A 13,593-nucleotide genomic window follows, 5' to 3' on the forward strand; every position below is an offset into this window, starting at 1 on the left:
GCGACGCGGTCCTGTCCGCGCGGCCGCTGGTCCGCACAGCGGACCCTACGGGCGCGCGGCCGTAGGGTCCGCTGTGCGGACCAGCGAGCCCTCCCCAAGGAGGGAGGCCGCGATCATGATCGAAACCGCTCAGCGCGAAGGCCTCTCTCGCCCGCGGGCCCGTGCGGATCGGCCGCCTCGGCCGTCTGTGCGTCACCCGCGGCCGGCTCCGCAACGTAGGTGAGTTGCCCCCGCGGCACCTGTTCCTCCAGCCACTCGCGCCACACCGCCAGCAGCACGGCGATGACGATGGGGCCCAGGAAGAGCCCCAAGAGGCCGAAGGCACCGATGCCGCCCAGGACCGCGAACAGCACCAGGAGGTAGGGGATGCGGGTGGAACTGCTGATCAACATGGGGCGCAGCACGTTGTCGATCTGACTCACCACCAGGGCGCCCCAGAGGGCCAGCCCGAGGCCGGCCCAGGTGTGGCCGCTGGCGACCAGCCAGATACTTACGGCCCCCCACACCAGGGGGGTGCCGAAGGGGATCAGGGCCAGGATGGCGGTCAGCACGCCCAGCAGCACCGGGGCCTGGACCTCGGTCGCCCAATAGCCGAGCCCCGCCAAGACCCCCTGCGCCAGCGCGGTCAGCACCAGGCCGTAGAGGACCGCCCGGGTGGTGCTGCCGATGGCGAACAAATAGGCCCCGGAGCGGGCGCCGATCAGGCCGTAGAGCAGGCGCCGGACCTGGTCCAGCAGGGACTCGCCGTCGCGGTAAAAGAAGAAGGCGGTGAACAGGGCGAAGATGAACTTGAAGGCCGTGGCCCCGATGTTGCCCAGGATGTCGAGTGACCCATCCACCCAGGGCTTGCCGAACTGCGCCACCTCCTTGCGCAGGGTCGCGGGGTCCTCGGCGGAGAGTGCCAGCACGCGCTCCACCTCGTCCCCGAGCCAGGGGATGCGGGCGATGGCGGGCGGCACCGCGTCCGGCCCGCTCAGGAGGATCTCGACCGCGCGGTTATAGGCGGCCGGCACCTCCGCGCGCAGCATGGCGACCATGGACAGGAGCGGCAGCGCAAAAGTGAGCATCAGAAAGAGGGTCATCGCGAGCGCGCTGAGGTTGACCAGGCCGCCGAAGAGGTCGCGCAGCCGGCGGTAGATGGGCCAGGTGACATAGACCAGGATGGCGGCCCAGGCGACCGGGACCAGGAACAGGCTCAAGACCCGGTAGCTCAGGAACAGCAACCCGGCGAGGAAGAGTCCGAGCGCGATGCGGGCGCCCAGGATGTTGGTGAAGTTGGTTTTTTTCATTTCTTTCTAATGACCTAGCCGGGACGTGCGGGTGAGGGCGGAGAAGCGCACCCCCTTGAGTCCGCCGATCGTCTGGCTCAGGCGCTCGATCTGCGCCGGCAGACCGCGCAGTATGATGGTTTCCAGACAGTTGTGATGGTCGATGTGGACGTGGGTGCTGGCCACGACATGGACGTACTCCTGGTGCTGGACCTCGAGAATGTGCTGGGTCAGTTCCCGCTGATGATGATCGTAGACGATGGTGAGGACGCCGGCGACCTCCTCGTCGCCGCGCTCCCAGGTCTCCTCCACCAGCCGCTCGCGGATCAGGTCGCGCACCAGTTCGGAGCGGGAGGCGTAGCCCTTGCCGACCACGCGGCGGTCCAGTTCGTCGAGCAGCGGGCGGGGCAGCGAGACGCTGAAGCGGATGGTTTCTTCTGGGGTGGACATGGGGTTTCCGCGGATCTAAGGATGGGCTCGTTAGGGGTTTAAGCATAACGCTGGAGCGACCAGGTGCGCCGCCGGGCCTTAGGCCCCGCCCCTGATACCGTACGGCGGAATCCCCAATACTACTCTGACAATCGAGCAAGACCCAAGAAATTAGATAGGATTAACAGGATTTTGCAGGATTAACAGGATGAGCAGGGTGCGCTGTGCATCAACGAGACACCTGTTAATCCTGAGAAATCCTGTTAATCCTGTCCAATTTTCCTCAAACTGCTTGATCGTCTGACTGATATTGGGTTTCGCTTCGCGGCACTAAAACCACCCGCCGCGCCGGAAGCGCCACAGCATATACCCGGCGATCGACAGGCAGAGGCTCCAGAACACGGCATAGCTGTAGTCCCAGTGGTTTTCCGGGATATACATGTTCATGCCGTAGACCCCGGCGAGGAAGGTCAGGGGGATGAAGATGGTCCCGATGATGGTCAGCACCTTCATGATCTCGTTGGTGCGGTTGGAGAGCATGGACACATGCATGTCCGCCACGTCGGAGGCGATCTCCCGGTAGGTCTCGATCAGGTCGATGATCTGGACGCAGTGGTCATAGACGTCGCGAAAATAGGTCTGGGTGACCTCCGAGAGGCACTCGTGCCGCTCGCGCTGGAGATCGGAGATGAGTTCGCGCATAGGCCAGGCGACCCGGCGCAGCAGGATCAGACCGCGCTTGATCCGGTGGATGGAGTGCAGGGTCTGGGGTTCGGACTGATCGATGGCCGCCTCCTCGGCCTCCTCCAGGTGTTGCGACGAGTCTTCCAGGATCGGGTACATGCCGTCCACGATGGTGTCCAGGATGGCGTAGAGCAGGAAGCTCGCGTCGTTCTCGCGCAGGCGCGAGTGCGGGCCCTCCAGGCGGCGGCGCACCGTCTCGATGGCCGGACAGGCGCTCGACTGGAAGCTCAGGAGCGTGTGGCGCCCGAGGAAGAAGTTGACCTGCTCGGCATGCAGGTCGTCGTCGCGCAGGATGACGCGCCGCGCCACCACGAACAGCCGTCCGGGCAGGTCCCCGGAGCCCGGGTAGTCGTCGACCTTGGGCCGATGCTGACCATCGAGCACGTCCTCGATGGCCAGCGGGTGCAACTGGTACTTCTCCGCCAGGGCGCGGATGGTGTCGTTGTCCCCGAGCCCCTCGACATGGATCCAGCGTACCTCCGACCAGTCCGGCCGGTGCACGGCGAGGAAGGCGGCCATGTCCGCCACCTTCTGGACCTCCCAGCGGTCCGGGGCATAGTCAGTGCAGGTGATCTGCGCCGCGCCCGCGCCCGGCGCCTGGACCAGTTCGTGGTACTCGATCCCCGCGGGGGCGCCCGGCGGGCGCCGGTGCAGCCGCGGCAGCTTCGCCTTGGGCGTGACCAGCGGACGGCGCCGTCGGGCGTGTTTGGGGGCGGCCGGGCGCGGGTAGACCGCGGCGGTCTTGGCGGGCGCCGCCGTGGCGTCGGTTGCGGTTCGCGCAGCCGCTGCGGGATCGGGATCAGGACGCGGATGCGCCGCGCCGGCGGGACGCGTCGAGGTCTCGGACGGTTGGGGGTCCTGCATGGCCTGGTTCCGGTGGTGGACGATGTTGTCCCACTATCGGACCGCGGCCGGTTTTGGGCAAGGGGCAGTCGCGGACCTCGACTCGCAGCGGGTACTGGAATCTGACGATAGAAGAAAATGTCACTTCGATCGGTTGACAGTGTCTGGCCTGTGAACCACACTCAGGCAGGTCCAAGTCCCGGCGAACTGAGATGGATGACCTTGATGAATATCGACCTGCGCACGCTTGCGATTCTCTTGGCCCTGACCAATCTCCTGCAAGTCCTCGCCCTCTTTGCGCAATATCGGTTGAATAACAGCTACTCCGGGCCGGGCTGGTGGACCGCGGGCACTGCTCTCGTGGCGCTCGGGTTCGCCTCCGCTTTCCTGCAGGATAATTCCACCATCGGGTCCATTGCGATCGTCGCTGCCAGCGCCCTGTTCTCGTCCGGCATGGCGCTGTACTATGTCGGCCTGTTGCGTTTCCTGGGTCGGCGCGAACGGCCTTGGCCGCTCATCCTATTCTGCACGGCCGTCACCCTGGTCGCTGCCTATTTCACTTACATCGACGTCAATGTGGCTGCGCGTCTGATCAATCTTGCGCTTGCCATGGCCCTGTTGTCATTCCTGAACGTCCATGCGATCTTAGCCAATAGAACCCGTTCGATCGCAACCTCTGCCTATTCCGTCGCCCTGGTATTTCTGGTCCAGGGCCTGGTCCTTATCGGTGTCGCCCTGGCGGCCGCCTTCAGTGATGCCGAGGGTCTCTATATCGCCTCGCCGGCGCACACTGCGCTGTATCTGGACGGACTCATGGTCAGCGTTCTGCTGACGGCTTATTTCATTATCATGATCAATCAGAGGCTGAATGCCGAAACCCGGGAAGCGAAAGAGACTGTCGAGTTTATTTTCAATGCCAGCCCCGATCCGGTTGTGCTCACGCGTTTGGCCGACGGTGCGGTGGTCACCGCCAACGACGGATTTGCGGCACAGAGTGGATATGCCGGTGCGGAGGCGATGGGTATGACAACCCTGGAGATGAATCTCTGGAAAAACCCAGTGGATCGCGAGAGGCTTGTCGGCGCGCTTCACGAGCACGGTCATTGCGACAATCTGGAAGTCGTTCTCTTGCGCAAAGACGGCAGTGAATTCACCGGGTTGCTGTCTGCCAAGATTACACAGATGAAGGGGGTTCCCCACATTGTCACGGTCATCCGTGACGTCAGTGCCCGCAAGCGCGCGGAAGAGGCGCAGCGTAGAAGTCAGGAGCTCTTGACACTCTTTATCCGTCAGTCACCGATCTACGCCTTCATCAAGGAGGTAACGCCCACCGGGAGCCGCGTGCTGCACGTCAGCGATAACTTTCAACAGCTGCTCGGTAGTTCCGTCAGCGATATGTTGGGAAAGACCATGTCGGAGCTGTTTCCGCCCGAATTTGCCGCGACGATGACCGCTGACGACCGGGCCGTCATAGCTAATGGCTTGGTGCTGAAACAGGATGAGGATTTCAATGGTCGTCACTATACCTCGATCAAGTTTCCGATCATCCAGGGAGAACGGGTGTTATTGGCGGGTTACACCATTGACATCACCGAGCGCAAGCGCCTCGAGGCGCAGTTGCGGCAACAGGCAACCACTGATGATCTCACCGGAGTGGCCAATCGGCGTCATTTCCTGGAACTGGCACAGACCGAAACCAGCCGCGCGCTGCGTTATCAGCACCCGCTGGCGCTGGCCCTGATCGACATCGATCATTTTAAGAAGATCAACGATGCCCATGGGCATGCGGCAGGCGATCAGGCGCTGTTGCTACTCGCTGACATCTGCCGGAGGAACATCCGCGACATCGATGTATTCGCGCGCTTCGGCGGCGACGAATTCGCAGTACTCTTACCGGAGACCAGTCGCGAAGAGGCCGGTGCAGTCATGCAGCGCGTCTGCCTCGCCGTAGCGGCCCGGCGGCCTGACCTTGGCCGCGGTCCCGTTGCAATCACCATCAGTGCCGGCATCGCCGGTCTGGCAAGCGACGGGGATTCACTGGACGCGCTTCTGCGGCGGGCCGATCAGGCGTTGTACCAGGCGAAAGAGGCAGGGCGCAATCGGGTGATGACTGAACCAGCGTCGGAATGAGCATTGGTGCTTCTGCTATCGTCCCATCCGGGTTAGGAACGGTTCGCTAATAGATTAAACAAGTTCATTGGAGAATGCTTTTTAGCGTCGTTGTCGTGATCGAGGTTATCGTAGTGCTCCGGATTGCATCGCTTCTCCGATTACGACAACGACAACGACAACGATTGTGTTTCACTTGTTCTTGACTCGCTACTCAGCAACCACCGGCCACCACCCCCTTGACCCAACGAGAGGTATCCCCATGGCCCCAGAGACCCCCGCCGACCGCCAGTTCATGGACCGGGCGATCGAGACCTTCATCCGCCTCGCCCTGATCGCGATGCTGGCCGCCTGGTGCTTCGATATTGTGCGGCCCTTCATCGTGCCCTCCCTGTGGGGCCTGATCATCGCCATCGGTCTGCACCCGCTGCATGCGCGACTCCGCGCGGCCTTGGGCGGCCGGCCCGCGCTCGCGGCGATCCTGCTGTCCCTGCTGACCTTCGCGGCCCTGATGGTCCCGGCGGCCTTGCTCAGCGGCTCCGTGCTGGACGGCGCCCATGTACTGATGCGCGATTATGAGGAGGGGATGCTGGCGGTTCCGCTGCCGCCCGACTGGGTGGCGGGCCTGCCGCTCGTGGGCCAGTCCATCGACGGCTTTTGGCGCGATGCCTCGGACAACCTGGCGGACGCCCTGCGCCGCGCCCTGCCGGAGATCAAGATGGCCCTGCACTGGCTGGGCGGGGTCGCGGCGGGGGCGGGGGTGGGCATCCTGCAATTCGTCTTCGCCATCGCCATTGCCGGGGTGTTGCTGGCGCACGAGGGCGCCGGACGCCGGGCGGCCCTGACCTTCGCCCGGCGGCTCGCCGGGGTCCGGGGGGTGGAGTTTGCGGAGCTGGCGACGGCGACCGTGCGCAGCGTCACCCGGGGCATCCTGGGGGTGGCCATGATTCAGGCGATCCTGGCGGGGCTCGGCTGGCTGGCGGCCGGGATCCCGGCGGCGGGGCTCTGGGCGATCCTGGCCCTGCTGCTGAGCGTGGTGCAGGTCGGTATCTTTCCGCTGGCCATCCCTATCCTCATCTATTGCTTCTTCACCGCCAGTACCCTGACCTTCGTGCTCCTGCTGATCTGGACCCTGCTCGTGGGCAGTATCGATAATGTCCTGAAACCCATCCTGCTGGGTCGCGGGGTGGAGGTGCCGATGGCGGTGATCTTTGTCGGGGCTATCGGCGGCTTTCTCGGCGCGGGCATCATCGGGCTCTTCGTCGGCGCCGTGGTGCTGGTGCTGGGCTACAAGCTGTTCGTCGCCTGGCTCGATGAACGGCCGGAGCCGGCGGCGGAGTCATCGGATGCCCCGGCGTCTTGATCAGCAGAAGATCATTCAGCCGCAAATGAACGCAAATAAACGCGAATGGGATGATGCGCCGCACCTGGAGTCTTCGCCGTGAAACGTCGTTCCATCCTTGTGCTCGGTGCGCTGGCCGCCGTGACGCGGGTCCTCCCGGTCGCTGCGCAATCGGTGGTGATGATCGGCGGGCCCATGGCGGGCAGCGTCTTTTTCACCCGTGACGATCCGGGCCTGTGGGCGAGCGAGATCGACCGGCACCTGCCGGAGATCAAGACCGAGGCGGCGCCCGGGTCGACCACGTCCGTCAGCATCCGCACGCCCCACCCGATGGACGGCTTCAAGCACTACATCTTAAAGCACAAGCTCCTGGACGCGCGTTTCCGGCTCCTGAGTCAGAAGACCTTCAATCCGGAGCGCGACCAGCCGTTCTCGCGCCACGTCCTGCCCGCCGGTTACCGCGGCCCGGTCTATGCGGTGAGCATCTGCAACCTGCACGACACCTGGATCGAGGGCGTGATGATCGAGGGCGACGGGCTCTCACCGGCCCGCTGAGATGCGCGGGCGAGTATTCGCCGCACCCTGCCGTAGCCCGGATGCAGCGCAGCGGAATCCGGGTCAGGTCACACCGACATGAAATCGTTTGTTAAAGCGAAGACCTGGATTCCGCTGCGCTCCATCCAGGCTACGGGGATGGCGTCACGGAACACTTGTCCAGCCTAGCAGCAGCATTACGAGCGCGAAGTGGAGTGCTGTTCGGCGCCGCTCGGCAGCATTGTCTCCCGGTGCCAGGTGCCATCGCGATGGACCAGCACCTCGCCGCGGTCGTCGTGCCATTCGGCCAGAACGGTGCGCCTGGCGGCCTGACCCTGGTGCGTCAGTGTGTGATCCGCCGGGCGATGGGTATGCCCGTGGATCAAATGGACGGCGCGGAAGCGGGTGAGGTAGTCCGTGACGGCGCCCGGATCGGCATCCATGATGGCCGCGCTCTTGTCGGTCTTGGCGGTGCCGCTTTGGCGGCGGTAACCCTCGGCGAGGGCCCGGCGCGCCGCCAATGACTTCCATAAAAACATGGCTTTCACCAGTGGGTTGCGCACCCGGCGACGGAAGCGCTGGTAGTCCAGGTCGGCGGTGCAGAGCAGGTCCCCGTGCATCAGCAGGGTCGGGACACCGGCGAACCTGGTGAGGGTCGGGTCCCGCCCGAGTGTGCAGCCGGTGTCGCGGCAAAAGGCGCGCCCGAGTAGAAAGTCCCGATTCCCGGGCAGGAGCGTGCAGGCGGTGCCGGCACTGGTGAGGCCGCGCAGCCCGGCCCGGATCGCCTGATAGGGCGCGCTGTCGTCGTCGTCGCCGATCCAGGCGTCGAACAGGTCGCCCAGGATGTAGAGGTGCCTCGCCCGGCGTGCCCGGCCGTCCAGAAACTCAAGGAACAGGCGGATCGTCTCCGGGCGCCCCGGCGTCAGGTGCAGGTCGGAGATGAACAGGGTCTCCCCGTGGTCGGCTGCCCCCGCGGGGTGGCGCGGTGGCGGCCCGGCCGTGTCGCCCCGGCGGGTCCAGATCACGGCGCGCCCCCGGCCTAGTCGGCGAGGACCTTGGCGTGCTCGATCAGCACGTTCTCCTCGGGGACGTCCTGGTGGCCATGGTGACCGCCGGTCTTGACCGCCTTGATGGCGTTGACGGTGTCCATCCCATCGACGACCCGGCCGAAGACGCAGTAGCCCCAGCCATCCTGCCCCGGGTGGTCTAGAAAGCCGTTGTCCGCGACATTGATGAAGAACTGTGAACTGGCCGAGTGCGGGTCCATGGTGCGGGCCATGGCGACGGTGCCGCTCAGGTTTTTGAGCCCGTTGGCGGCCTCGTTCTGGATCGGGGCGCGCGTGGGCTTGGGCAGGAAGTGCTCGCTCACCCCGCCGCCCTGGATCATGAAGCCATTGATGACCCGATGGAACAGGGTGCCGTCGTAGTGACCATCGCGCACATACTGCTCGAAGTTGGCGCAGGTGAGCGGGGCCCGCTCGTGGTCGAGAGCGATCAGGATGGGGCCGAAGTTGGTAGTGAGCTTGATCATTGGGGGTCTCCAGTGGCGTCCCGGGGCCCGCAGGGGGCCGGTCGACCGGGCCTGCGGTTGGCATAGCGGCCATGTTACGGGCTTTGCCGGTGTCCGCAAAGCCGGGCGGGACCCGCGGCGGCGCGGACTCGGCCGCGATCATCGTTCCAGCCGCCGCCCAGGCGTCCCACACTGGAGGTCGAGGCTTAGCCGGACCAGAGCCGCGCCGATGGGATTTCGATCGGCTAAGCCTCGACCTCCGGTCTTCTTGCGGTCGCAACGACGATCGAGGCCGCGGATTCTTCGCGTACGCCCGGATCCGCCTTTGTTACCATGATGGGCTAAGACCGTCCTGACCCTTGGGACCACTCGGAACCGTGGGTCCCCCGGGTCCCGGGTGCGGACCGAACCTTCTACCCGGAATGCGTTGCGATGCTTGAGATCTATAACAGCCTGACCCGTGAGAAGGCGCCCTTCACCCCGCTCGTCCCCGGCCAGGTCGGGATCTATGTCTGCGGCATGACCGTCTACGACCTCTGCCACCTGGGCCACGCCCGGGTCATGGTGGTCTTCGATGTCGCCTACCGCTACCTGCGCCACCTCGGCTACCAGGTCAACTATGTCCGCAACATCACGGACATCGACGACAAGATCCTGCGCCGCGCCCAGGAGCGGGGCGAGCCCTTCACGGCGCTGACCGAGCGCTTCATCGCCGCCATGCACGAGGACGCGGCCGCCCTGGGCTGCCTGGCGCCCACCGCCGAGCCCCGCGCCACGGCGCACATCCCCGAGATCCTGGCGATGATCGGGACCCTGATCGGCCGCGGCCTGGCCTATGCCGTGGACAACGGCGATGTCTACTACTCGGTCGGCGCCTTCCCCGGCTACGGCAAGCTCTCCGGCAAGGACCCGGCGGATCTGCGTGCCGGGGCGCGGGTGGAGGTGGACGAGGCCAAGCGTGATCCGCTGGACTTCGTCTTGTGGAAGGCCGCCAAGCCCGGCGAGCCCTCCTGGGACTCGCCCTGGGGGGCAGGTCGCCCCGGCTGGCACATCGAGTGCTCCGCCATGTCGACCTGCTGCCTGGGCAATCACTTCGACCTGCACGGCGGGGGGGCGGACCTGCAGTTCCCCCACCACGAGAACGAGATCGCCCAGTCTGAAGGGGCCACCGGCGAGCCCTTCGTCAATGTCTGGATGCACAACGGCTTTGTGCGGGTGAACGAGGAGAAGATGTCCAAGTCGCTGGGCAACTTCTTCACCGTGCGCGAGATCCTGGAGCGTTACCAGCCCGAGGAGGTGCGTTATTTCATCCTCGGCAGCCACTACCGCAGCCCGCTCAATTACGACGACGAGCACCTCAATAATGCCCGCGCCGCCCTGACCCGTCTCTACATGGCTCTGCGCGGCCTGCCGAGCGCCGCGCCGGCGGGCGGGGAGAGCTTCAGGGAACGCTTCACCGCCGCCATGGACGACGATTTCAACACCCCGGTGGCGCTCGCGGTGCTCTTTGATCTGGTGCGTGAGATCAATCGCGTGCGGCCCCAGGACGAGGTCGCCGCCGCGGGGCTGGGGGCGGTACTGCGTTCATTGGGTGGGGTGTTGGGCATCGTCCAAGGCGATGCCGATGCATACTTGAAAGCCGAGTCAAGGAGTGTGGTAACCCCTCCTGGCCTCATGACATCGGACGTCTCTCTGTCTGGTTCGGCGGTAACCGGTCCTGGGCTTTCAGAACAAGCGATCGAGTCCCTGATCGCCGAGCGCATCGCCGCCCGCAAGGCCAGGCAATGGGCGCTGGCCGACCGGATCCGCGAAGACCTGGCTGCCGCCGGCATTGTGCTGGAAGACGCGCAGGGCCGGACCACTTGGCGACGGGGCTGAGCCCAAAGGAGTCCAAGCATGGCGGTGTTGCTGGCCTACCTGCTGAAATGGCAGTCTCAACCGCGGCGGCGGGGCAGCAGTTGGCAAGGCACCAACCTCGGCAAGCAGGGCGCTTGTCCCTCAGCCCTTGGGCCCGAACAGTAACCACAGGATCAGCCCGAGTACGGGCAGCAGCAGGATCAGCACGATCCAGATGACCTTGGTGGCGGTACCGGCACCGCTCTGGACGATCTTGACCATGGCATAGACCGTCAGGATCAGATGGAGCAGCCCGAGCAGGCCGCCGACTTCGATGCTCATGGAGGGTCCCCAGTTGGTCTGCAGCCACCCGGGGGTGTGCTGAGACCATTGGAAGTTGATCATTGGCGGCCCTGAGGGGCCGACCGGCGGCGCGCCCGTCCGGGCAGCGCTTCGCCGGAGCGGCGGCGGGGCTTGGTAGCGGGGTCAGGCGGGCGGCTAGAACACGACGTTGATACCGAGCTTGAACAATCCAAAATCGTTGTTGCCAGTGACGCGGTCGGTGTATGAGTAGTTGCCGTTGGTAACGGTGAGGTCGCCTTTGAGTTCGAGGGCCGTGTAGCGGTATTCGAGGAACAGTTCCACATGGTCGGCAAGCCTCAGGTTGAGTCCGCCCCCGAAGTGGCCGCCGAAGGCGTCGTCCAGGTTCGCGCTGGCGTGCCATCCCGGACCATAATACCCCGGGTCGAGCGTGACATGCGTATTCGGCATATTGTAATCGAGACCGATGAGGCCATAGCCGCCGAAGCGCTGGTTGAACTGGCCCCGGAAGACCATCGAAAGACCGATCGTGGTGAGGTCCTGCGTGATCTCGATGCCGTCTTGCGTCGAGTCGTCACTGAACTGATCGACCGCCAGTTCGATCCCGAAATTGCGGTTGATGGCGAACTCGCCCTGCGCCCCGAAGCCCCCTTGGGGGTTCTGGACCTCGCCCCCCGTTGAATAGGAGCCATTGACCCCGATGCGGTTCGTACCGATGGTATCGGCCTGGGCCGCCAGGCCGAGGATGACGAGAGGAAGTCCGGCCAGCGCACACAACCTATTCATTTCGTTCACCATTATGCTAAGAGAAATTGAAGAAATCCGCGCCCGGGCTAGCGCCCGGCTGCCCCGGCTGCTGCCGCGGCCCTGATCGAATCGCTTACCGATCCACCCCCGTTGGACGAATGGTGATCCGAGTCCGATTTGTGCCGCTGCGGGCAATCGCGCGACGACGAGTATGAGGAGGAACTGTAACTGGAGCCGGAGTAGCCGGAACCGTAGGAAGGTCCCGAGGAATATCCCGAGCCGTAGGCCGGACCCGAATAGTATCCGGGGTTGTAGACATTGCCCGACCTCGCTTCGCTTGCCGCGGGTTCAGGGGTCAATGCACAGCCGGCCAGGCAAGCGAGCGTGACACCAGCGATGATCGCGACGACGGATCTGAACATCTGAACCGCTCCGAATGAATTTTAGGCGTAGGCGTTCTTCTGTCTATACGCGAGAACAACCGTCGCGGGTCTTGATCACAATTGCGGCCACCGGGAGCGCCGCACCCCAGTGCGGCGCGGTCTATCCGCAGAACGCAACGCTGCGGTCGCTTGCGAGGCCGCGCCGCACTGGGGTGCGGCGCTCCCAGCGTCCGAGCGGGCAAAAACGCGTGCGCTCGCCGGTGCGACTTGGCCGGGGTTATGATCAAGGGCCCCCCGTCCGGGGCCTGGTATCGTAGCGCTCTATTGTCCGCCCGGTGCGCCCGGTGCCATTGTCTGATCCGCTCCAGCGTCCTGCGGGGCCGCGCCTTCATTGGTCTCTTCCGGGGCGGACGCGTCATCCAGGTCCACCGCGGCGGCCGCCTGTTCGGCCTCCCGCTGGGCCTCGGGGTCCTGCGGGGTCTGCGCATCGGCCGCGGCGGCGTCTTCCCCCGCTGCCGCGTCGTCCGTCTCCTGGTCCTGGTCGCCCGCGGCGGGCGGGACGGCCGGCGGGGTCAGCCCCAGGAGCCGGTCGCGGTCAAGACCCGCGATCCCCTCCAGGTCAGACGCGGAGAGCTTGAAGTACCAGGGCCGGTCCGCGGCCTTGAGGATCGAGTCCTTGCTGTCCTTCGCCGGGGAGATCCGATAGACGCGGTTGCCGCCGTCGGCCAACTGCACTGTCAGTTCCAGGGTGGGGGCGGCCTGATTGTACTCCGGTTTGTCTTCGGTCCCCAGCACGCCGCGGTAGCCCAGGGCGCCGATCCGGCCCAACAGGTTGATGACGGCCGCGGGGTCCGGTTTGTCCGTGGTGCCCGCAAGACTCCAGGCATCCTTCTCCTTGGTCAGCGTCCAGTCGGCGGTGGCGACGCCGGTGATCTGATCCTGATCGACCTGGAGCAGGTCGCGCCGCAGCCAGTCGTCCCGGCGGTTGCCGACCTCGAAGAGCGGCAGGTCCAGGTCATAGACCGCCGGGTCCCCGGCCGGGCGGGCGAACTGGCGCTTGAAGCCCGGTGAGTCGCCGAGCAGCAGGGTGGCAAGGGTCTGGTCCCCGGCCTTCAGGGTGACCTTGCGCTCGAAGCCGTCGTCGGCCACCTTGTGGCGCTGCTGGGCCGCCGCGCTGGTGGCCACCGGGCTCACGCGCTTGAGTCCGGCGAGCCGGTCGATGAGTGCCGTGACCTTGGCCCCCTCGGCGGGGAAGTCGGCCAACTCCGGGATCAGCCAGTCCTGGCCCTTGCGGGCCAGGGTCACGGACTCGCCGGCGCCTTCGATGCGCAGGCTGGTGACGGCCTTGGGGTCGAAGGCGAGCAGGGGACCCTGGGCGGCGCCCGGGTCCAGGGTCCCGCGGGCGGCCCAGGTCAGGGCGATGGCCAGGACGATCTGGAGGCCGAGCAGGATGGCCGGGTAGAAGGCGGCCGGGGTGCGCAGGGCGAGGAGCCAGGCGCGCGTGGTAGTGCTGGTATGGTGGTCCAT

12 protein-coding genes are annotated in these 13,593 nt (G+C 65.4%); 4 read left to right on the forward strand and 8 right to left on the reverse strand.

Annotation, left to right across the window (positions count from 1 at the left end; genetic code table 11):
* Positions 1-113 precede the first annotated feature (113 nt).
* The 3 genes from THSYN_RS04125 to corA form a co-directional block, all read right to left on the reverse strand.
* Positions 114-1,289 carry an AI-2E family transporter gene (locus tag THSYN_RS04125; protein WP_100918026.1) on the reverse strand — a complete coding sequence of 392 codons (1,176 nt, stop codon included), beginning with the start codon at positions 1,287-1,289 and terminating at the stop codon, positions 114-116.
* 6 nt (positions 1,290-1,295) lie between these two features.
* Positions 1,296-1,718 carry a nickel-responsive transcriptional regulator NikR gene (gene nikR, locus THSYN_RS04130; protein WP_100918027.1) on the reverse strand — a complete coding sequence of 141 codons (423 nt, stop codon included), beginning with the start codon at positions 1,716-1,718 and terminating at the stop codon, positions 1,296-1,298.
* 309 nt (positions 1,719-2,027) lie between these two features.
* Complete coding sequence (gene corA / locus THSYN_RS04135; RefSeq protein WP_100918028.1) at positions 2,028-3,305, reverse strand: magnesium/cobalt transporter CorA; 1,278 nt, start codon at positions 3,303-3,305, stop codon at positions 2,028-2,030.
* A 204-nt stretch (positions 3,306-3,509) separates the two neighbouring features.
* On the opposite strand from corA, the gene THSYN_RS04140 reads away from it, so the two are divergent.
* The 3 genes from THSYN_RS04140 (at position 3,510) to THSYN_RS04150 (ending at position 7,290) form a co-directional block, all read left to right on the forward strand.
* Positions 3,510-5,414, forward strand: coding sequence for a sensor domain-containing diguanylate cyclase (locus THSYN_RS04140; protein ID WP_172965228.1), 1,905 nt, complete (start codon positions 3,510-3,512; stop codon positions 5,412-5,414).
* A gap of 241 nt (positions 5,415-5,655) precedes the next feature.
* The gene (locus tag THSYN_RS04145) at positions 5,656-6,756 is read left to right on the forward strand and encodes an AI-2E family transporter (RefSeq protein WP_100918030.1); all 1,101 of its coding nucleotides are present in this window, start codon (positions 5,656-5,658) and stop codon (positions 6,754-6,756) included.
* Between the two features lie 78 nt (positions 6,757-6,834).
* Entirely contained in the window at positions 6,835-7,290 is a 456-nt protein-coding gene (locus tag THSYN_RS04150) for a desulfoferrodoxin family protein (RefSeq protein ID WP_157817443.1), read from the forward strand.
* A 176-nt stretch (positions 7,291-7,466) separates the two neighbouring features.
* On the opposite strand, the gene THSYN_RS04155 is transcribed toward THSYN_RS04150, so the two are convergent.
* Both THSYN_RS04155 and THSYN_RS04160 read right to left on the reverse strand, forming a co-directional pair.
* Positions 7,467-8,294, reverse strand: a complete 828-nt coding sequence (locus THSYN_RS04155) for a UDP-2,3-diacylglucosamine diphosphatase (RefSeq protein WP_335582489.1) — start codon at positions 8,292-8,294, stop codon at positions 7,467-7,469.
* A 14-nt stretch (positions 8,295-8,308) separates the two neighbouring features.
* Complete coding sequence (locus tag THSYN_RS04160; RefSeq protein ID WP_100918032.1) at positions 8,309-8,800, reverse strand: peptidylprolyl isomerase; 492 nt, start codon at positions 8,798-8,800, stop codon at positions 8,309-8,311.
* A gap of 411 nt (positions 8,801-9,211) precedes the next feature.
* Here THSYN_RS04160 and cysS point away from each other — a divergent pair, with 411 nt between their 5' ends.
* A complete protein-coding gene (cysS, locus tag THSYN_RS04165; protein WP_100918033.1) occupies positions 9,212-10,657 on the forward strand; it encodes a cysteine--tRNA ligase in 1,446 nt (481 codons plus the stop codon).
* A 120-nt stretch (positions 10,658-10,777) separates the two neighbouring features.
* Here the strand turns inward: cysS and THSYN_RS04175 are convergent, their stop codons facing one another.
* The 3 genes from THSYN_RS04175 to THSYN_RS04190 form a co-directional block, all read right to left on the reverse strand.
* A complete protein-coding gene (locus tag THSYN_RS04175; RefSeq protein WP_100922291.1) occupies positions 10,778-10,957 on the reverse strand; it encodes a PLDc N-terminal domain-containing protein in 180 nt (59 codons plus the stop codon).
* A 156-nt stretch (positions 10,958-11,113) separates the two neighbouring features.
* Positions 11,114-11,722, reverse strand: a complete 609-nt coding sequence (locus tag THSYN_RS04180) for an outer membrane beta-barrel protein (protein WP_157817444.1) — start codon at positions 11,720-11,722, stop codon at positions 11,114-11,116.
* Between the two features lie 665 nt (positions 11,723-12,387).
* Positions 12,388-13,593, reverse strand: a complete 1,206-nt coding sequence (locus tag THSYN_RS04190; RefSeq protein ID WP_100918036.1) for a DUF4340 domain-containing protein — start codon at positions 13,591-13,593, stop codon at positions 12,388-12,390.

The sequence above is a fragment of the Candidatus Thiodictyon syntrophicum genome, from assembly GCF_002813775.1.
Lineage (GTDB): Bacteria > Pseudomonadota > Gammaproteobacteria > Chromatiales > Chromatiaceae > Thiodictyon > Thiodictyon syntrophicum.

Coding starts and splice junctions, on each gene's coding strand:
- THSYN_RS04125 (WP_100918026.1), bottom strand. CDS start 1,289: ATGAAAAAAACCAACTTCACCAACATCCTGGGCGCCCGCATCGCGCTC.
- nikR (WP_100918027.1), bottom strand. CDS start 1,718: ATGTCCACCCCAGAAGAAACCATCCGCTTCAGCGTCTCGCTGCCCCGC.
- corA (WP_100918028.1), bottom strand. CDS start 3,305: ATGCAGGACCCCCAACCGTCCGAGACCTCGACGCGTCCCGCCGGCGCG.
- THSYN_RS04140 (WP_172965228.1), top strand. CDS start 3,510: ATGAATATCGACCTGCGCACGCTTGCGATTCTCTTGGCCCTGACCAAT.
- THSYN_RS04145 (WP_100918030.1), top strand. CDS start 5,656: ATGGCCCCAGAGACCCCCGCCGACCGCCAGTTCATGGACCGGGCGATC.
- THSYN_RS04160 (WP_100918032.1), bottom strand. CDS start 8,800: ATGATCAAGCTCACTACCAACTTCGGCCCCATCCTGATCGCTCTCGAC.
- cysS (WP_100918033.1), top strand. CDS start 9,212: ATGCTTGAGATCTATAACAGCCTGACCCGTGAGAAGGCGCCCTTCACC.
- THSYN_RS04175 (WP_100922291.1), bottom strand. CDS start 10,957: ATGAGCATCGAAGTCGGCGGCCTGCTCGGGCTGCTCCATCTGATCCTG.
- THSYN_RS04180 (WP_157817444.1), bottom strand. CDS start 11,722: ATGAATAGGTTGTGTGCGCTGGCCGGACTTCCTCTCGTCATCCTCGGC.
- THSYN_RS04190 (WP_100918036.1), bottom strand. CDS start 13,593: ATGGACCACCATACCAGCACTACCACGCGCGCCTGGCTCCTCGCCCTG.